The following is a 17,211-nucleotide window of genomic DNA, read 5'->3' as shown; positions in this document are numbered from 1 at the left end:
TCAGAGCCGGTCGCGCCGCCGCCAGTGCCGCACGTGGTGCACCTCGGCGACGAACGGCAGCGCGGCCGTGTCGCGCGGCACGCCGGGGACGGGCAGCTCGTAGAGGTCGAGCATGAGCTGCACCGGGTAGCCGACCCGCTGGCGGACGGTGTGCACGAGCCGGCCGTCGACGTGGAAGCGCAGGACGTCGTCCTCCCACTGCACCGCGTAGTCGTGCGGCGCGGTGAGGTCGCCGTCGACCCGCACCTTCACGAAGTCGTCCGTCAGGTGCGGGTCGTGCTGGGCCTTGACGCCGACGCCGACGAGCCCGCCCGTGTCGTCCATCTCGCTGCCGAACACCTCCGCGACGCAGATCTCCCCGCTCTCCTCCGGCCGGTCCTCGACGCCCACGGGCCAGAACGCGACCAGCGCCGCCGGGTGCCGCACGGCCGTCATCCGCACCTCCAGCACGCCGTCGCGCACGAGCCACCCGCGGTGCTCCGGCTGCTCCTCGCGCACCACGAGGCCGTCGCGGAACCGGTGCTGCCCGCGGCCGGACCCGACCGGCCCCGACACCTGCCCCGTCTGCAGGTGCGAGACCCGCACGTCGCCGTCCCACTCGGGCGCCCACGGCGCGGTGCCCTCGTCCACGTGCAGCCGCAGCCGCCCGCCGCCGACCTCGTACCGCGCGGCCGTCGCGGAGCGCGAGGACCAGTGCGGCAGGTAGTGCGGCCACCACCGGTCGGGGTCGAGCCGGTCGGCGTCGAACTCCTCCGCGGCCACGAGCACGTACCCGTCCAGGTCGAGGTCGGCCACGCCGCTCAGCGCCCCGGCCAGTGCCACGCGGGCTGGTCGAGCGGGCCCTCACGCCCGGCCACCACCGTCTCGCCGAGGTCCTTCTCGAGCACGACGTGACGCGTGTCCGCCGGGACGTCGGGGTCGGCGACGAGCGCGTCGACCAGCGCCCGCGCGTGGCTGACGACGACGACCTGCGTGCGCCGGGCGGCCGCGGCGAGCAGGTGCGCGAGCGCCGGCAGCAGGTCGGGGTGCAGGCTCGTCTCCGGCTCGTTGACGACCATGAGCGCGGGCGGCCGCGGCGTCAGCAGCGCCGCCGCCCACAGCACGAACCGCAGCGTCCCGTCGGAGAGCTCCGCGGCCGTGAGCGGACGCAGCAGGCCCGGCTGGGTCATCGTCACGGTCGCCTGCGCGTCCGTGCCCCCGACGCCGACGACGGCCCCGGGGAACGCGCGGTCGACGACGTCGTCGAGCTCCGCGCCGCCACCGAGGTACCGGATGGTCGCGAGGGCGCCCGCGAGGTCGTGCCCGTCGGCGGCGAGCACCGGCGTGCGGGTCAGCACCGAGCCCCGCCGGGCCGGTGCGTCGGCGTCCGTGCGGACGTGGTCGTAGAACCGCCACGCGCGCAGCCGCTCGCGCACCAGCAGAACCTGCGGCGCGCCGAGCGGGTCGACCAGCTCGGTGAGCAGGCTCTCGGTCGGTCCGGGCTGCAGCGGCACCTGCACCCAGTCGTCGTCGGCGTCGCGCGCCCGGACCGACGGCCCGCGCCGCTCGGCGACGACGTCCCGCGGCCGGGGCGCGTCGCCCACCCAGACCGTCTCGACCTTCACCTCCGGGTCGCGCACGAACGGGGACTGCTGGTCGAGCTGCGGGAGACCGACGTCCACGGCGTACCCGAACGCGACGTCGTCGTCGGGCAGCCGGCCCCGCACGTGCCCGGGCCCGTGCTGCACGCCGAGCCGCAGCCGCACCGGCCCGGTGCGCCACGTGCCCTCGACGGGCGCCCGCCCCTCGCGCACGGCCCGGCCGATCCGCTCCGGGCCGGCCCACAGCGTCGAGGAGAGCCCGCCCTCCTGCGCGAGCGTCGCCGCGAACGCACCCGTCGCGCACGCCTGCAGCAGCCGCAGGGAGCGGTACAGCGACGACTTCCCGGACCCGTTGCCGCCGGTGACGACGGTCAGCGCGCCCGGTTCGAGCACGAGGCTGCGCAGCGAGCGGTAGCCCTCGACGGCGACGGTCCGGATCACGCCGCCACCGTAGGGGCGACCACCGACGTCCAGGCGTCACCGATGAGTCCGCACGCCGTCCGGGGTCTGCACGGACGACCACGACAGCGCAGGAGGCACGCATGGCCGCGACCTACACCTTCGACGTCTTCACCAGCCTCGACGGCTACGGCTCGTACGCGCCGCCGGGCGACTGGGGCGGCTACTGGGGCAAGCAGGGGCCCGAGCTGCTCGAGCACCGCCTCGCCCAGTACGACGGCGAGCAGCGGCTGGTCCTCGGCGCGACGACGTTCCGGGACTTCGTCGCGATGCTCGCGGACGGCACGGACGACTCCGAGGTGCACGACCCGTGGGTGACCCGCATGTGCCACCTGCCGACGACCGTGGTGTCGTCGACGCTGTCCGGCCCGCTCGACTGGCCCGACGCCACCGTCGCGCGCGGGGACGCGGTCGAGGTCGTCGCACGGCTCACGGAGGAGTCGGACGTGCCGCTGCGCTCGCACGGCTCGCTGTCGCTCAACCGATCCCTCATGAGTGCGGGCCTGGTGGACCGGGTGCAGGTCACGATCTTCCCGGTCCTCACGGGCCGGACGGGGACGGCGCCGGTGTTCGCCGGCGCGGACGACTTCGACCTGGAGCTGCTGGAGAGCCGCGTGCTCGACGGCCGCACGCAGGAGCTCGTCTACCGGCCCACGCGGCGCTGATCCGGCGTGCCGTGCGCCCCGCGGGGGCGTTGTCGTGGCCGCGCGGGCGGGTCTAGCGTCGCTCCCACGACGGCGGAGGGGCCTCATGGTGCACGCGGACGACGACCGGGTCATCGAGGAGTTCCGCGGGGGCCACGGTCGCGTCCGCGGGTACGAGCGCACGCGCCTGCTGCTGCTCACGACGCGGGGGCCGGACGGCCCGCGCACGACCCCGCTCACCTATCTGCCCGACGGCGACCGGGTGCTCGTCGTGGCCTCGTCACCCGCGGCGTCCACGCCGCCGGCGTGGCTCGACGACGTCCTCGCCGACCCCGCCGTGACCGTCGAGGACGGGCCCTTCACGTTCGAGACGCGGGCGCAGGTGCTCGAGGACGACGTGCGCGACGGGGTGCTCGCCCGCGTCGTCGAGGCCGGTGCCGCGGGGAGCGAGGACGAGGCCCGTGCCGTCCCCGTCGTCGCCCTGCCCCGGGCCCGCGGCGCGCTGCCCCCGGGCGTGCCCTGGGGGCAGGCGCTCGTCCTCCTGCACGACACGTTCCGGCGCGAGCTCGCGCTGATCCGGGACGAGGTGGCCCGCGGCGGCCCCGCCCCCGGCGCGCAGCTGCGCGCCTCCTGCCTGACGGTGTGCGCGGGCCTGCACCAGCACCACCACGGCGAGGACGTCGGGATGTTCCCGATGCTCGCGCAGGACGCCGCGCGGGCCCCTCGGCTCGGGCCGGTGCTCGACCGGCTCCGCGCGGAGCACGCGGTGATCGCGGCACTGCTCGACGAGCTGCAGGCGGTCGTGCGGGCCGACGGGTCCGGCGGCGACGACGTGCTCCGCGAGGTGGACCGGCTCGTGGAGGAGCTCGAGCGGCACCTGGCGTACGAGGAGGAGCAGCTCGTCCCGGTGCTCGACGCGGCACGGGCCTGACGGCCGGGGCCGGCGCCGGTCAGGCGGGCTGCCGCCCCCGACCCGCCGGCGCCACCGCGTACGTGATCCGCACGAGACCGTCCTCCGCGGTCGCGTGCGTCCCCCGCAGCGTCAGCAGCACGTCCCGGTCGAGGTCCCCGAAGAGGCGGTGCCCGCGGCCGAGCAGCACCGGGGCGATCGCCACGGTGATCTCGTCGACGAGCCCGGCGGCGAGGAACGACTGGATCGTGCGCCCGCCGTCCACGTACACGCGCCGGGCACCCAGCGCGTCGAGCCGTGCGCGGACGTCGTCGAGGGACCGCGCGACGCGCACCCGGTCGTCGGGCTCCAGCGTGGTGCTGAGGACGATCACGTCCTTCCCGGCGTAGGGCCACTCGTCGAAGCCCAGCGCCGTCTCGTACGTCGCGCGGCCCATCACCAGCGCGTCCACGGTCGGGTAGAAGGTCTCCCACTCCAGCGCCGGCCGGTCGGCGGTGCCGACGACGTGGTCGCGGGGTGCGGGGTCGGTCAGCCACGCGAGGTCGCCGTCCGGCTTCGCGATGTAGCCGTCCAGGCTCACGCCGATGAAGACGCAGCCGGTCCAGGTGCGGTCCGCGGTCATGTCCAGGCCTCCAGCAGGGTGTCGAGGATGCGGTCGGGCGGTGTGGGCTCGAGGTCGACGGCGCGGCGGTACAGCGCGCCGTGCAGGGCGTCGAGGACGGTGAGGGCGGCGACGTGCGCGTCGACGTGCGCGGCGAGCGGGACGTGGCGCAGGAGCGTCTCGACGTAGGCGACCTGCTTGCGCCACCCCTGGCGCAGCAGGTCGGCCGACGCCGGTGACCACAGGTCGCCCATGAGCTCGCCGAGCGCGAAGACGGCAGCGGCGGAGGTCGGCGCGTCGAAGTTCTCGCGCACGTAGCGGCGCAGCTCGTCGGCGGGGGCGTCGTCGCTCGTGCGGCCGGTGGGCACGAGCGCGACCCACCGCCGGGCCAGCGCGAGGAGCAGCCCCTGCTTGGAGCCGAACCGCTTGACCAGGCCGGCCGCGCTCATGCCGGCGAACGGGACGACGTCCTGCAGGCTCCACGGGGCGGGGTCGGTGCGCCCGGAGAGCCCCGCGTCGATGCGCGCGAGCAGGTCGTCGTCGGAGACGGAGCGGGGGCGGGCCACGCAGTTAGTGAATCACCGTTGACTAACGGCGCGCCAGTCCCGCGCGAGCGTCAGCCGAAGGCCCACACCACCAGGCCGCCGTCCCGCACCACCGCACGCGGACGGTCGGTCACGTCGAGCTCGACCTGCAGGCGGTGCGTCCCGTCGGGCGACGTCGCCGTGTACCGGTACCGCTCGTTCGTCAGCTCGTCGGCCCGGGTGCGGGCGTGCACCAGCCACGGGTGCTGCCGGCGCAGCGCGATGAGCGCCTGGTGCGCGTGCAGCACGTCCTGCCCGGGTGCGGACGGGTCCGGCGGCGCCTCCGGCAGGGCGGGCCGGATCGCGTCGTCCCCGCCCTCGCGCTCCTCCTTCAGGCCCGTCCACCCCAGCTCGTCGCCGTAGTAGACGGACGGCACCCCGCCGACGGTCATGAGGACGACCAGCGCGAGCACCGCCGCGTCCGCCCCGACCTGGGTCGCGATGCGCGTGACGTCGTGGTTGCCGACGAACGTCTGCGGCAGGAGCTCCTCCAGCAGCTCGGCGTGCCGCTGCAGGGCCCAGTCGAGCTCGAAGAAGTTGCGGTCGCGCAGGCTGCTCCAGGTGGCCTTCCACAGCGGGTACTGCGTGACCGAGTCCATGCCGGACTCCCGCACCACCGCCGCGTAGTCGCCGTGGATGACCTCGCCCACCACCCACGCGCCGGGGTGCCTCTCGCGCACCCGCGGCAGCACGCGCGCCCAGAACGCCGGCGGCACCGCGTACGCGGCATCGAGCCGCCACCCGTCGATCCCGCGGTCGAGCCAGTGCGTCATGACGTGGGCGACGAGGTCCGCGACCGCCGGCTCGTCGTGGTTCAGCTTCACGAGCGCGCGGTGACCCTCGAAGTCCGCCGTGCGCGGGCCGCCCGGGGCGTCCCAGTCGACCGCGAGCCACGACGCGCGCGGCCCGTCGCGCCCCTCCGCGAGCACCTGCGCGACCAGCGGGTGCTCGGCGCCGACGTGGTGGAAGACGCCGTCCATGAGCACGCGGATGCCGCGCTCGCGGGCGGCGGCGAGCAGCGCGTCGAGGTCCTCCTCCGTGCCGAGACGCGGGTCGACGCGGCCGTGGTCGGTGGTGTCGTACCCGTGGGTCGAGGACGCGAACACCGGGCCGAGCAGCAGGCCGTTGGCCCCGAGCGCGACGACGTGGTCGAGCCAGGGCAGCAGGCGGCGCAGGCGGTGCGGCTCGGGGTCGGTGTCGGGCTCGCGGACCGGCGCGCCCACCGCGCCGAGCGCGTACACGTGCCACCAGATCGCGTGCTCGACCCAGGCCTGCGGGGAGGGGACGTCGGTGCTGGTCACGGAGCTACCCTGCCCCGCCGCCCGGCAGGCCCGCGACCGCAGCCGGCGGGCCTCAGAACACGAAGCCGGTCGAGAACAGGACGGCGACGACGGCGACCGCGGCGCAGACCGCCAGCGCCGTCACGGCGGCGACGGCCACCGCTCGCCTCCGACGTCCGACCGTGAGGACGACCGCGAGCACCCCCGCGTACGCGAGGGCGAGCACGACGGTCCAGACGATCCCGGCGCGCTCGCGGGACTCCGGGGTGCAGCCGGGCGGCGGGGGGTGCACGAGTGGGCAGGCCACCTCGCGGGGGACCGCGTAGGCCCAGACGGCCGCTGCGGCCACGAGCACCGTGACGGTCGCGGCCGTCACCAGCGGGCGCACCGGGGACGGCGGCGCGGACGTCGTCATGGTCGGCCTCGTGCTCGTGCTCGTGCTCGTGCTCGTGCTCGTGGGCGGGGACTGGCCGTGCTCAGGACCCGGGCAGCAGGGGCCGTCCCGCGGCGGCGACGTCCTGCAGGCGCGGGCGCGCCCCGTGGTCGGGCGGCAGCACCGCCAGCACGCAGGTCGCCGCCGCGGACAGCAGCAGCGTCGTTTGGTCGGCGCGCGGCAGCGCCGCGACCTCGTCACCGGGGAGCTCGACCTGGACCCGGGTGACGGTGCCCTCGCCCCACTCCTGGGCGGCGCCCGGCTCGACGCGCGGCGTGAGGTCCCAGCGCGTGCCGAGGCCCAGTCGCACCTCGAGCCACGCGTCCGCGGAGTCCTCCGGGAGGACGGCGACGTCGCCGACCGCCTCGCCCAGGCCCGTCTGCACCGCGGCCTCGGTGCGGCGGTGCAGCCAGTCCGGCGGGAGGTACGTCACCTCCTGCCGGTGGCTCCCGTCCGCGCCGTGGGTCTCGACCTCGACCGGCTGGGAGAGGTCCGCGACGGACAGCGCGACCACGGGCGGGACGAACGGGACGTCGTCGGCCTCGTACCGCGCGGACCAGTGCGCCGCGTTCGAGCCGGTCTCGTAGGACACCCGCGTCTCGATCTCCCGGCCCGCCGCCTCGTCGGCCGCGTACAGGAGGGCCTCGCCGTCGTCCCACCGGTGCTCGAGCAGGACGTCGGGGTCCGCGAGCACGGCCGCGACCATCTCGCGGCCGTGCGCGACGACGTCGGCACGCAGGTAGAGGAACGAGTCGTCGGACAGGGGGATCGGGTCGTCGTCCTCGTCGTCGTCGGACCACCGCACGGGGCGGGTGGCCAGCACCTCGCGGTCGAGGTCGTGCAGCACGACCGCGAGCCGCTCGGCGAAGGCGACGGCCCGCCGGCGGCCCTGCGCCCGCAGCGCCTCGACGAGCCGGGCCACCGCGTCCTCGTCGGACGACCCCTCCAGCACGTCGACCAGGCGCCAGAACTCGTCCTCGCCCATGGGGCGTCGCAGCAGCAGTCGCACGTGCGACATCCCACCACGCCGCACCTGCGCGGGGGCGGATCACGTCCCCACGTCGCGCACCCTCAGTCGCCCAGCCCCGTCCCGACCTGCCGCGCCGCCGTGATCCACGCGTGGTCCTTCGGCACGAGCTTCACCTTGCCCGCGACGTCCGCGAGCGGGACGGCCTTCGTCCCCTCGCCGCGGGCGGCGACCATGACGCCGAACTGCCCGCGCGACACGAGGTCGGCCGCCGCGGCGCCGAGGCGCGTGGCGAGCAGGCGGTCCGCCGCGCAGGGCGTGCCGCCGCGCTGCACGTACCCGAGGATCGTCACGCGCGACTCGAGCCCCGTCGCGGCCTCGAGCGCGCGGGCGAGGCGGAACGAGTGCTCGCGCTGCTGGTCCTCGACGTTCGCCAGGTGGGTCCGCGCGGCGCGTTGCGCCTCGGGCGTCTTCGCGGTGCGCACCAGCAGCTGGGCGGCCTCGTAGTCGGCGGTGTCGTCGACGTCCCGTGCACCCTCCGCGACGGCGACGACGGAGAACGAGGAGCCGCGGGCCGTGCGCGCGCGGATCGTCTCCGCGACCGACTCGACCGTGTACGGGATCTCGGGGATGAGGATGATGTCCGCCCCGCCGGCGATGCCGGCGGCGAGCGTCAGCCAGCCGGCCCGGTGACCCATGATCTCCGTGAGGATGATCCGGTGGTGGCTGTGCGCCGTCGAGTGCACGCGGTCCACGGCGTCGGTCGCGATCTCGGTGGCGGTCGCGAAGCCGAAGGTCGTGTCGGTCTCCGCGATGTCGTTGTCGATGGTCTTGGGCAGGTGCACCACGTTGAGCCCGGCCTCGACCAGGCGCATCGCGTTCTTCGCCGTGCCGCCGCCGCCGAGCATGATCAGCGCGTCCAGGCCGAGCTCGCGGTAGTTCTCGACGACGGTGGGCACCATGTCCTGCGTCCCGCCGTCGACGGGGAACCGGTGCACCTTGTCGCGGCTCGTGCCGAGGATCGTGCCGCCGACCGTGAGGATGCCGGACAGCGCCTTCGCGTCGAGCTCGACGTACCGGTTCTCGACCAGGCCGGTGACGCCGTCGCGGAAGCCGAACAGCTCCATGCCGTAGTGCCCGATGGCCGTCTTGCCGAAGCCGCGGATGGCCGCGTTGAGCCCCGGGCTGTCGCCACCCGCCGTGAGGATGCCGACCTTCTTGACCTTCGACCGCGCCATCACCGCTCCCGTGCTCGCCCGGCCGGCGGACCGGCCCCGTCGGCGCCCAGCCTGGTGCACGCGCGTGACCAGCGCCAACGCGTGCACCCGGCCGGGTGTCGGCGGCGTCCGCCACACTGGCGCAGACCCGACGACGGAGGACGCCGTGCCCGACGACGCGCCCGTGCCGACCGAGTACCCCGCGGCGATCGGCCGCACCGCCCGCCGCGCGCTCGCTCTCGCGGGGTACACGCGCTGGGACCAGCTGCGGCACGTCCGGGCGGCGGAGCTGCTCGCGATCCACGGCGTCGGCCCCGCGGCGGTGCGGATCCTCGCCGAGGAGCTCGCGGCACGGGGCAGGTCGTTCGCGGACGAGCCGCCCGCACGCCGCGGCTGACACCGCGGTCCCGCGGCCGACGCCGCGCCCGCGCGGCCGCCCCGGCCGCACGCCGGGCGCCCGGACGGCACGCGGACCCTGTCGCGGCGGCGGGTGCTCGGTGGGCCACCGGTCGCACGGGCCCGCAGGACGCTCTGCACCTGACCGGGTCCGCACGGGGGAGGGGCACGTCCTCCGCGCGCGTGCGCACCACGTGCGTACGCGCGCCGCAGGACACCCGCCGCCCCGCCCGGCGAGGTGCCGGGGGGGACGTGCGCCGTCGAACCGGCCTCGACAGGGGGCGGAGGTGCCGCTAGCGTATAAGTCGCCACTTATTACGGAGAGGACGCGACATGTCGATCGACGCTCTGGAGCAGGTCGGGCTGGTCACGCGCGTGGTGCGGACCGGTGAGCGGGCCGGGCGCCCGACCAAGGTCGCCGAGGCGCGGCGGGTCTACCGCGCGCAGGTCGGCGACGTGTGGGACGCCCTCACCAGCGCGGAGCGCCTGCCGCGCTGGTTCCTGCCCGTCAGCGGCGACCTGCGCGTCGGCGGCCGCTACCAGCTCCAGGGCAACGCGGGCGGCACCGTCGAGGCGTGCGACCGCCCGCAGCGGCTCGCCGTGACGTGGGAGTACGGCGGCGACGTCAGCTGGGTTGAGGTGCACCTGGCGCCCGCCGGCGACGACGCCACCGAGCTCCGCCTGGTGCACGAGGCCCACGTCGACCCCGCGTTCTGGGAGCAGTACGGGCCGGGGGCCGTCGGCGTCGGCTGGGACCTCGCGCTCTGGGGCCTCGCGCTGCACCTGGGGACGGGCGCGAGCGTCGACCCGGCCGAGAGCGAGGCGTGGTCGGTGGGACCCGAGGGGCGGGCGTTCGTCACGTCGGCCGCCACCGGCTGGGCCGCCGCAGCGGTCGCCGACGGCGACGACCCGGCGGCCGCGCAGCGTGCGGGGGAGCGGACGATCGCCTTCTACACGGGGCAGCCCGCCCCCGACGGCGAGGACGGCACGGGTGCCGGGGGCGACGGCGGTGCCGAGGCCGGCACCGAGGGCCGGGCGGGGTGAGCGCGCACCCGCTGCCGGGCGACGTCCCGGCGGGGGACGGGCAGGACCCGCTCCGTGCCGGTCCCGCGCCGCACGTCGACGCCGTCCTCGCCGCGCTCGCCGAGCCCGTGCGCCGACGCCTCCTGGAACGCCTGGCGGTCGGCGAGTGCCCCGCCGGCGACCTCGTGGCGCTCGCGCACGCGGAGTTCGGCATCTCCCAGCCCGCGACGTCCCAGCACCTGCGCGTGCTGCGCGAGGCCGGCGTCGTCCGCGTGCGCGCCGAGGGGAGCCGACGGCTCTACGCCCCCGAGCCGGCCGCGCTCGCGGTCGTCGGCGACTGGCTGCGCGCGTTCCAGGACCCCTTCGCGCAGCCGCTCGACGCGCTCGCCACCGAGCTCGCCCGCGGCCGGCGCAGCGCCGCCCGCCGGCGCACGACCGACCCCCTCGGCCGCACAGGCACGGCATGACGCTCTCCTTCCGGCAGCACGAGCGCCGGCGGGGCGCGGCCGCGGTCGTGCCGGCGGCCGTCCTGCTCGTCCTCACGGCGGGCACCGCGTGCGCGCCGAGCACGCACACGTGCGTCGACTGGGCGCCGTTCCCCGACGAGACCGCACGGACGGAGGTCGCCGAGCTCGTCGTCGACGCCACCGTCCTCGAGCGGGTCGGCGCACGCCCGATGCTGAGCACCGAGGCGCCGGTGTGGGAGGTCGAGGTGCTCGCGGTCGTCGCGGGCGACTCCGCCCCGGGGACCGCCTGCACGTCGCTGCCACGCCCGCGACCTGCGGGTCCTCCCCGGCGGCCGACCCCCTCGACGTGGACCACCCGGTCCGCCTGTGGCTCGCGCGGGGCGACCCGCTCGACGGCAGCGGTGACGGGTGGCGCACGATCACGCCGTACGACGGGGTCGGTCCGGTGCCGCCGGCCGTCACCGCGACGGCGTCGCCGGCCTCGTCGTGAAGCGTGCGGCGAACGTGCCCGGCGTCATGCCCGTCACGCGGCGGAAGTCGCGCGAGAGGTGCGACTCGTCGGCGTAGCCCAGGTCCGCGGCGAGGTCGGCCAGCGTGGCACCGCCCTCGCGCAGGCGCCCCGCGGCCTCGTGCAGCCGCCGGCGCTGCACCAGCCACTTCGGGGTCAGGCCGAGCCGGCGGCGGGTGAGCCGCTGCAGCGTCCGCTCCGTCATGGCGAACCGCTCGCACAGCTGGGCGACCCGCAGGATCGCCGGGTCGTCCTCGACGGCCGCGACGACGGCGTCGACCAGCGCACCCTCCTCGTCGACCGGCAGGTACCGGCGCCAGAACGCGTCGAGGTGGGCGGTGGCCGCGCGCTGGCGCGCCTCGTCGGCCGGCGCGGGCTCCATCGTGGCGCGCACGGCCGCGACCAGCGCGTCCACCTCGGCCTGCGGCGTCGTCCGGGCCAGCGCGTCCGCGAGATCGGCGTGCCGGCCGGTCCACGGCGCGACGGACCCCGCCGTGAGCAGGGCACCCGCGGCGGGCTGGAGCATGACCCCGACCGCCCACCCGGTCCCGCGCAGCGTCGTCGTCGAGAGCCCGGGCTGCACGCCGTAGAACCGCGCGTACGTGTCCGACACGACCACGAGGCACACCGGGTACTGCAGGACGCGCTGCACCGCCTCCTGCCCGTCGGGCACCGACCACGTCGGCACCCAGTACCGGCGCACGAGCGGCGCGAGGTCGTCCGGCGGCCCCCAGCGGCCGATCCGGAAGGAGGTGTCCCGCGGGTCGACGAGGTGCGCGCGCTCGACGTCGTCCACGCCCGCCCCGCCCACGCCCGCCCCGCTCACCCTGTCGCGTTCGTCCAATGCCGCCTCCGTGCTCGTCCGTAGCGTGGCGCACATGACCGACAACGCGATCCTCGACGCCTACACCGAGCGCGCCGGCGGCTTCCAGGCCGTCCTCGACGCGACGAGCACCGCCGCGTGGGACGCGCCGTCGCCGTGCGCGGGCTGGGCGGGCCGCGACGTCGTGGCCCACGTGATCGACACGCAGCGGGACTTCCTCGCCCGCCACGACGTCGACCTCGGTCCCCGCCCCGACCTCGCCGACCCCGCCGCGGCGTGGCGACTGCACGCCGACGCCGTCCGACGGGTGCTCGCCGACCCCGGCGTCGGCGGCCGGGAGATCGAGACGGTCACCGGGCGCTCCACGCTCGGCGCGACCTTCGACATGTTCTACGGCTTCGACATGGTCGCGCACCGGTGGGACGTCGCCGCGGCCGACGGGCGCGCGCACCGCTTCACGGACGCCGACCTCGACGTCATCGAGGGCATGGTCGCCGCGATGGGCGACCACCTGTACGGCGAGGGCGTGTGCGCGCCGCCGCTGGACGTGCCGGCCGACGCGGACCGGCAGACGCGGGCCCTCGCCGCGCTCGGCCGGCGCGCCACCGTGCCGGCCTGACCGGCAGGGCCCGGCGCTGCTCGGGCCCGGCACCCGCGGACGCACGGACGACGACCCGACGGCGCGCGTGCGACGATCCGCCCGTGCGCGCCGTCCTCGCCGTCCTCCTCGCCGCCGTGTGCTTCGGCACGACCGGCACGGCCCAGGCGCTCGGCCCCGACGCCGACCCGGTCGCGCTCGGCGCCGCGCGGATCGCCGTCGGCGGGCTGGCGCTCGCGCTCGTCGCGGCGCTCGTGGCCCGGCGCGCGCCCGCGGGTCCGGTGGCCGCCGTCCGCGGCCCCGCACGCACGCGGGCCGGGCGCGCGCTCGCGCTGGTGCTCGGCGCGGCCGGCGTGCTCGCGTACCAGCCCGCGTTCTTCCTCGGCACGGCCCGCAACGGCGTCGCCGTGGGCACCGTGATCGCGCTCGGCTCCGCGCCGGTCGTCACGGGTGTGCTGGCGTGGGCGGTCCGGCGCGAGCGGCCGTCCCCGCCGTGGGCGGTCGCGACCGTCCTCGCGACCGTGGGCGTCGCCGTCCTGGGGTTCGGCACGCCCGGCGGGGCGGACGGGGGCGTCGACGTCGTCGGGGTGCTCGGGTCGCTCGGCGCGGGTACCGCCTACGCGCTGTACACCCTGGCGGGTGCGGCGCTCATCGACGGCGGCTGGTCGTCGACCACGAGCATGGGCGCCGTGTTCGGCCTCGCCGGGGCGCTGAGCGTCCCGGTGCTGCTGCTCGCGGGTGCGGGTCCCTTGTCGACGCCCGCCGGGCTGGTGCAGGTGGCGTGGCTCGGCCTGGTGACGACGACCCTCGCGTACGTGCTGTTCGGGTACGGCCTCGCGCGCCTGGGTGCGGCGACGGTCGCGACGCTCACCCTGGCCGAGCCGCTCACGGCGACCGTGCTGGGCCTGCTGGTGCTGCACGAGCGCCTCGCGCCGACCACGCTGGTCGGCCTCGCCGTCCTGGCGGCCGGCCTCGTCGTCCTGGCCCTCGGCACCCGCCGCCGCACCCGTCCGTTCGCGGCCCCGACCACGCCCGCCACGCCCACCACCCTCGACCCGCGCGTGCGGTAGACGCGCCACGAGTGCGTCCGTCAGGCGCCCAGGGCCGTGCGGACCGCGAGCGCGAGGACGACCAGCGCGCCGACCCGTGCCGTCCACCGTCGACCGCGCTCGCCGGTGAGGGCGCGCCCCGCCCAGGCGCCGGCCGTGCCGAGCAGCAGCTGCCACGCGGCCGACGCGACGAGCGCGCCGAGCACGAACGCCGTCCGCTGCGTGCCCGTCGTCAGCGTCGTCGTGGCGGCGCCCGTCGTGAGCGCCACGAAGTAGACGACCGTCGTCGGGTTGACGACCGTCGCGGCGAGGACCAGCAGGAACGCGCGACCCGGACGCGTCGTGGCGGCGTCGTCGCGCGGGTCCACGTCCGCCGTGCGCGCGGACGTGCGCAGCAGCAGGAGCGCGACGACCAGGAGCACCGCCGCCGAGACCCACCGCACCGGCTCGGCGGCGCGCACGAGCACCGGGGCGAGCGCGGCGCCGGCGACCACCGCCACGGTGGCGTAGACGCCGTCGACGACGGCCGCGCCCAGCCCCGCCGCGCACCCGGTCCGCCACCCGTGCCGCGCGCCGAGCAGCACGATCAGCGCCCCCACCGCTCCCACGGGCACCGCGATGCCGAACCCCGCCAGCACGCCCGACCCCACCGCCGCACCCAGACCGTCCACGGGCGCGAGCATGGCCCCTCCCCGGCCCGCCGCGCACCGGAGATCCGTCCCCGTCCCTCGTACGGCGAGGGACGTGCGCCCCGCCAGCGCGTCGGCCCTAGGGTGTGGCCGAGCCTCCCGGCAGGAGGCGCCGCCCGACCGGGAGGACGCCCGTGAGCAGCACCGACACCCCGCCCCCGCGCCGACCGCGTCCACGACGCCGGAGCCGGTGCTCGGTGCGCCCGAGCGTCCCGGGGACGAGGGGACCCGCGCGATGCAGCACGACGCCCGCCGGCCCCGCGGTGGTGGGGCAAGGCGCTGGCGATGGCGGTCGTCGCGGTGTTCGTCGGCATCTTCGCGTGGAACGCCCTCGGCGCCCTCGGCGGGCTGTTCGTCAACCTGCTCATCGCGTTCTTCCTCGCGCTCGCGCTCGAGCCGATCGTCGTGTGGCTCGTGCGGCACGGGTGGAGGCGGGGCGCGGCGGCGGCGGTCGCGCTGATCGGCGGGCTCGTCCTGGTCGTCGTCGTGCTGGCGCTGTTCGGGAACCTGTTCGTCCAGCAGCTCGTGCAGCTGGTCGAGAACGTGCCGCAGCTCTACGCGGACGCCCGCACCATGGCGGGCGAGCGGTTCGGCGTCGAGGTCCCCGAGACGGACGAGCTGCTGCGGCAGGCGACCGAGGCGTGGGGCGGCGACCTCGCGAGCGGCGCGCTGCTGGTCGGCACGACCATCCTGGGCGGCGTCTTCGCGGCGCTGACGATCCTGCTGGTCACGTACTACCTGCTCGCGGCCGGCCCGCGGTTCCGGGCGTCCATCTGCCGCTGGCTGACGCCGAACCGCCAGCAGGAGGTCCTGCGGCTGTGGGAGATCACGCAGGTCAAGGTCGCGGACTTCATCAACACGCGCATCGTCCTCGCGGCGATCGCCACGGTGGCGACGTTCGCGTTCCTCGCGATCCTCGGCACGCCGTACTCGCTGCCGCTCGCGCTGTTCACCGGCGTCGTGTCGCAGTTCGTCCCGACGATCGGCACGTACATCGGCGGTGCGCTGCCCGTGGTCGTCGCGCTGACCTCGCAGGGGGTGCCGCAGGCGCTCGGCGTGCTGGCGTTCGTCATCGGCTACCAGCAGGTGGAGAACCTGTGGCTCGCGCCGAAGGTGTCCGCGCGTGCGCTGGAGATGAACGCGGCCGTGTCGTTCGTGGTGGTGCTCGCGTTCGGCGCGGTGTTCGGGGCGCTCGGCGCGTTCCTCGCGCTGCCCGTCGCGGCCACCATCCAGGCCGTGGCGAACACGTACGTGCAGCGGCACGAGCTCGTGCAGTCGCACATGCTGCACGACCCGGGGGAGACGCCGGCCCCGGAACCGGACGGGACGAACGCCGAGCGCACGCGCGCCGCCGCGCGCGAGGTCGAGCAGCGGCACGCCGACGGCGTGCAGTGAGCCGCGCGGCGCGTCCCCGCGCGGGCCGGTGGCCTCAGAGGGCGTCGTGCACGAGCGCCAGGACCTCGCGCAGCCGCAGCGCGTCGACCTGACCGGGCGCGCTGGTCGCGCCCACCGCGCCGAACGTCAGCGCGGACCCGAACACCTCGCCGGCGATCCGCGTGACGACGCCGAGCCCGCCCATCGCGATCGCGACGACGGGCCGGTCCGCCTCCCGCGCGAACGCCCGCGTGGCGCGCAGCAGGGTCAGCACGTCGTCCGCGTCGTGCGGCATGACCGCGACCTTGCACACGTCCGCGCCCACGTCCCGCTGCCGGCGCAGCACGTCGACCAGCGCGTCGGCGTCCGGGGTGCCGGCGAAGTCGTGCGTCGAGACGACGACCGGGACCCCCTGCTCCCGCGCGGCGGCGAGCAGGTCGTCGCGCACGGCGGCGGGCGTCGCCAGCTCGACGTCGACGGCGTCGGCGGTCCCCGACGCGAGCGCGGCCCGCACGACCGCCGCGTACGCCGCGTCGTCGGCGGGCTGCGCACCGCCCTCGCGCGCGGAGCGGAACGTCGCGAGCACCGGCACGTGAGCGGGCAGCACGGCGCGCACGGCGTCGAGCGTCGCCGTGACGAGCCCGGGATCCTGGGCGCTGCCGCGCACGTGGTCCAGCCGGACCTCGACGACGTCGGCCGCGCCGGGCGGCAGCGTGCGCGCGTCCTGCGCCGCGGCCTGCGGGGTCGCCGCGACGAGCGGCACGCACACCGCGGGGACGCCGCGCCCGAGGGTCGTCCCGCGCAGCGTGAGCGTGCGCACGCCGGAGGGGTCCCCGGCCGGGCCGGTGGAGGGGGTCGCGCCGTCGCCCGTCATGCCGCCCGTCATGCGCACAGTGTGGGACACGCCCCGCGAGAGGCGCGGCGGCGTCCGCCGGGGGTCACACGCCGCCGGGCTCCGAGGGGCAGAAGGTGGCCCACACGTGCTTGCCGCCGGAGTCGGCGTACCAGCCGACGTCGAGGGACAGGCGCCGCGCGATCTGCAGGCCGAACCCGCCGTCACCCGGGGCGCGGCTGCCGGCGACGAACGGGTGCCGGTCGACGGCGGCGTCGGAGACCTCGAGCAGGAACGTCGTGCCGTCCTGGGCCAGGCGCACCTGCGTGGGCGGCCGCCCGTGCGCGAGCGCGTTGGTCGCGAGCTCGGACGCCACGAGGACGACCTTCTCCGGCACGTCCCCGAGCGGGCCGACCGCCGACGACGACGCGGCGGCGATCTGCTCGCGCAGGTCCCCGCGCAGCGTGCGCAGCTGGGCCGCGCTGTCGAGCACCCAGCGGCGCAGTGCGACGAACGACGACGACGGGTGGGAGGCGGGCAGCTCCTCGCCGTCGACCGGTGCGGGTGCGGTGACCTCGCCCGGCAGTGCGGCGGGCGGCTCGACGCCCGCACCGGGGGCCGCGTGGACGGCGTCCGCGGGGGCTGTCACGGGGGGCACGGCGTACGGGTCGTCGCTCACGCGCACCGCTCCCTCCCCGCCTCCGGACCGCCGGCCGCGCACCCACCCGCGCGACCCACGGGACGACGGTAGGGGCAGAGGCCGTTTCGCACCACCGA

The 17,211-nt window shown here is 76.7% G+C and carries 21 protein-coding genes; 9 read left to right on the top strand and 12 right to left on the bottom strand.

Going from position 1 to position 17,211, the window contains the following annotated elements:
* Both GC089_RS17765 and GC089_RS17760 read right to left on the bottom strand, forming a co-directional pair.
* Positions 1 to 822: a glycoside hydrolase family 16 protein gene (locus GC089_RS17765; protein WP_155378745.1), complete on the bottom strand. Its 822-nt coding sequence runs from the start codon at positions 820 to 822 to the stop codon at positions 1 to 3.
* Positions 801 to 2,021 carry an AAA family ATPase gene (locus tag GC089_RS17760; RefSeq protein ID WP_155378744.1) on the bottom strand — a complete coding sequence of 407 codons (1,221 nt, stop codon included), beginning with the start codon at positions 2,019 to 2,021 and terminating at the stop codon, positions 801 to 803. The genes GC089_RS17765 and GC089_RS17760 overlap by 22 nt, the downstream gene beginning before the upstream one ends.
* 101 nt (positions 2,022 to 2,122) lie before the next feature.
* Here GC089_RS17760 and GC089_RS17755 point away from each other — a divergent pair, with 101 nt between their 5' ends.
* Entirely contained in the window at positions 2,123 to 2,704 is a 582-nt protein-coding gene (locus GC089_RS17755; RefSeq protein WP_155378743.1) for a dihydrofolate reductase family protein, read from the top strand.
* An 85-nt stretch (positions 2,705 to 2,789) separates the two neighbouring features.
* Positions 2,790 to 3,614 carry a nitroreductase/quinone reductase family protein gene (locus GC089_RS17750; RefSeq protein WP_155378742.1) on the top strand — a complete coding sequence of 275 codons (825 nt, stop codon included), beginning with the start codon at positions 2,790 to 2,792 and terminating at the stop codon, positions 3,612 to 3,614.
* 19 nt (positions 3,615 to 3,633) lie between these two features.
* Here the strand turns inward: GC089_RS17750 and GC089_RS17745 are convergent, their stop codons facing one another.
* From GC089_RS17745 to GC089_RS17720, 6 genes are all read right to left on the bottom strand, one after another.
* Positions 3,634 to 4,215, bottom strand: coding sequence for a dihydrofolate reductase family protein (locus tag GC089_RS17745; RefSeq protein ID WP_155378741.1), 582 nt, complete (start codon positions 4,213 to 4,215; stop codon positions 3,634 to 3,636).
* Positions 4,212 to 4,760, bottom strand: coding sequence for a TetR/AcrR family transcriptional regulator (locus GC089_RS17740; protein ID WP_155378740.1), 549 nt, complete (start codon positions 4,758 to 4,760; stop codon positions 4,212 to 4,214). The genes GC089_RS17745 and GC089_RS17740 overlap by 4 nt, the downstream gene beginning before the upstream one ends.
* A gap of 50 nt (positions 4,761 to 4,810) precedes the next feature.
* Positions 4,811 to 6,079, bottom strand: a complete 1,269-nt coding sequence (locus tag GC089_RS17735) for an alpha-amylase family protein (protein ID WP_155378739.1) — start codon at positions 6,077 to 6,079, stop codon at positions 4,811 to 4,813.
* A gap of 52 nt (positions 6,080 to 6,131) precedes the next feature.
* The gene (locus GC089_RS17730; protein ID WP_155378738.1) at positions 6,132 to 6,473 is read right to left on the bottom strand and encodes a hypothetical protein; all 342 of its coding nucleotides are present in this window, start codon (positions 6,471 to 6,473) and stop codon (positions 6,132 to 6,134) included.
* Positions 6,474 to 6,534: 61 nt separating this feature from the next.
* Positions 6,535 to 7,509, bottom strand: a complete 975-nt coding sequence (locus tag GC089_RS17725; protein WP_155378737.1) for a DUF4240 domain-containing protein — start codon at positions 7,507 to 7,509, stop codon at positions 6,535 to 6,537.
* Between the two features lie 53 nt (positions 7,510 to 7,562).
* The gene (locus GC089_RS17720) at positions 7,563 to 8,696 is read right to left on the bottom strand and encodes a 6-phosphofructokinase (RefSeq protein WP_155378736.1); all 1,134 of its coding nucleotides are present in this window, start codon (positions 8,694 to 8,696) and stop codon (positions 7,563 to 7,565) included.
* 145 nt (positions 8,697 to 8,841) lie between these two features.
* Here GC089_RS17720 and GC089_RS17715 point away from each other — a divergent pair, with 145 nt between their 5' ends.
* The 4 genes from GC089_RS17715 to GC089_RS17700 all read left to right on the top strand — a co-directional run bounded on the left by GC089_RS17715 (position 8,842) and on the right by GC089_RS17700 (position 11,051).
* Positions 8,842 to 9,072 (top strand): hypothetical protein, encoded by a 231-nt coding sequence (locus GC089_RS17715; protein ID WP_155378735.1) that lies wholly within the window; start codon positions 8,842 to 8,844, stop codon positions 9,070 to 9,072.
* Positions 9,073 to 9,404: 332 nt separating this feature from the next.
* On the top strand, positions 9,405 to 10,115 hold the full coding sequence (locus GC089_RS17710) for an SRPBCC family protein (protein WP_155378734.1): 711 nt from the start codon (positions 9,405 to 9,407) through the stop codon (positions 10,113 to 10,115).
* Positions 10,112 to 10,561 carry a helix-turn-helix transcriptional regulator gene (locus GC089_RS17705; RefSeq protein WP_230684939.1) on the top strand — a complete coding sequence of 150 codons (450 nt, stop codon included), beginning with the start codon at positions 10,112 to 10,114 and terminating at the stop codon, positions 10,559 to 10,561. The genes GC089_RS17710 and GC089_RS17705 overlap by 4 nt, the downstream gene beginning before the upstream one ends.
* Positions 10,562 to 10,907: 346 nt before the next feature.
* Positions 10,908 to 11,051: a hypothetical protein gene (locus tag GC089_RS17700; protein ID WP_155378733.1), complete on the top strand. Its 144-nt coding sequence runs from the start codon at positions 10,908 to 10,910 to the stop codon at positions 11,049 to 11,051.
* On the opposite strand, the gene GC089_RS17695 is transcribed toward GC089_RS17700, so the two are convergent.
* On the bottom strand, positions 11,020 to 11,895 hold the full coding sequence (locus GC089_RS17695; protein ID WP_230684938.1) for an AraC family transcriptional regulator: 876 nt from the start codon (positions 11,893 to 11,895) through the stop codon (positions 11,020 to 11,022). The two genes, GC089_RS17700 and GC089_RS17695, sit on opposite strands and share 32 nt — an antisense overlap.
* 52 nt (positions 11,896 to 11,947) lie before the next feature.
* On the opposite strand from GC089_RS17695, the gene GC089_RS17690 reads away from it, so the two are divergent.
* Positions 11,948 to 12,511: a maleylpyruvate isomerase N-terminal domain-containing protein gene (locus tag GC089_RS17690; protein ID WP_155378731.1), complete on the top strand. Its 564-nt coding sequence runs from the start codon at positions 11,948 to 11,950 to the stop codon at positions 12,509 to 12,511.
* A gap of 83 nt (positions 12,512 to 12,594) precedes the next feature.
* Positions 12,595 to 13,560, top strand: a complete 966-nt coding sequence (locus tag GC089_RS17685) for a DMT family transporter (protein WP_155378730.1) — start codon at positions 12,595 to 12,597, stop codon at positions 13,558 to 13,560.
* A gap of 20 nt (positions 13,561 to 13,580) precedes the next feature.
* Here the strand turns inward: GC089_RS17685 and GC089_RS17680 are convergent, their stop codons facing one another.
* Complete coding sequence (locus GC089_RS17680) at positions 13,581 to 14,222, bottom strand: LysE family transporter (RefSeq protein WP_230684937.1); 642 nt, start codon at positions 14,220 to 14,222, stop codon at positions 13,581 to 13,583.
* 291 nt (positions 14,223 to 14,513) lie between these two features.
* Between GC089_RS17680 and GC089_RS17675 the strand changes: the two genes are divergently transcribed.
* The gene (locus GC089_RS17675) at positions 14,514 to 15,623 is read left to right on the top strand and encodes an AI-2E family transporter (protein ID WP_155378729.1); all 1,110 of its coding nucleotides are present in this window, start codon (positions 14,514 to 14,516) and stop codon (positions 15,621 to 15,623) included.
* Between the two features lie 34 nt (positions 15,624 to 15,657).
* Here the strand turns inward: GC089_RS17675 and aroD are convergent, their stop codons facing one another.
* On the bottom strand, positions 15,658 to 16,488 hold the full coding sequence (gene aroD / locus GC089_RS17670) for a type I 3-dehydroquinate dehydratase (RefSeq protein ID WP_155378728.1): 831 nt from the start codon (positions 16,486 to 16,488) through the stop codon (positions 15,658 to 15,660).
* Between the two features lie 52 nt (positions 16,489 to 16,540).
* Complete coding sequence (locus GC089_RS17665) at positions 16,541 to 17,113, bottom strand: anti-sigma regulatory factor (RefSeq protein ID WP_230684936.1); 573 nt, start codon at positions 17,111 to 17,113, stop codon at positions 16,541 to 16,543.
* Positions 17,114 to 17,211 lie beyond the last annotated feature (98 nt).

The sequence above is a fragment of the Cellulomonas sp. JZ18 genome (assembly GCF_009720485.1).
Lineage (GTDB): Bacteria > Actinomycetota > Actinomycetes > Actinomycetales > Cellulomonadaceae > Cellulomonas.
Note: the sequence above shows the minus strand (reverse complement) of the source record. Positions and strands in the feature narration are given on the sequence as shown.

Bases quoted from the DNA above. Each gene is read 5' to 3' on its own strand.
- GC089_RS17755 (WP_155378743.1), top strand. From the start codon at position 2,123: ATGGCCGCGACCTACACCTTCGACGTCTTCACCAGCCTCGACGGCTAC.
- GC089_RS17750 (WP_155378742.1), top strand. From the start codon at position 2,790: ATGGTGCACGCGGACGACGACCGGGTCATCGAGGAGTTCCGCGGGGGC.
- GC089_RS17745 (WP_155378741.1), bottom strand. From the start codon at position 4,215: ATGACCGCGGACCGCACCTGGACCGGCTGCGTCTTCATCGGCGTGAGC.
- GC089_RS17730 (WP_155378738.1), bottom strand. From the start codon at position 6,473: ATGACGACGTCCGCGCCGCCGTCCCCGGTGCGCCCGCTGGTGACGGCC.
- GC089_RS17725 (WP_155378737.1), bottom strand. From the start codon at position 7,509: ATGTCGCACGTGCGACTGCTGCTGCGACGCCCCATGGGCGAGGACGAG.
- GC089_RS17720 (WP_155378736.1), bottom strand. From the start codon at position 8,696: ATGGCGCGGTCGAAGGTCAAGAAGGTCGGCATCCTCACGGCGGGTGGC.
- GC089_RS17710 (WP_155378734.1), top strand. From the start codon at position 9,405: ATGTCGATCGACGCTCTGGAGCAGGTCGGGCTGGTCACGCGCGTGGTG.
- GC089_RS17690 (WP_155378731.1), top strand. From the start codon at position 11,948: ATGACCGACAACGCGATCCTCGACGCCTACACCGAGCGCGCCGGCGGC.
- GC089_RS17680 (WP_230684937.1), bottom strand. From the start codon at position 14,222: ATGCTCGCGCCCGTGGACGGTCTGGGTGCGGCGGTGGGGTCGGGCGTG.
- GC089_RS17675 (WP_155378729.1), top strand. From the start codon at position 14,514: ATGGCGGTCGTCGCGGTGTTCGTCGGCATCTTCGCGTGGAACGCCCTC.
- aroD (WP_155378728.1), bottom strand. From the start codon at position 16,488: ATGACGGGCGGCATGACGGGCGACGGCGCGACCCCCTCCACCGGCCCG.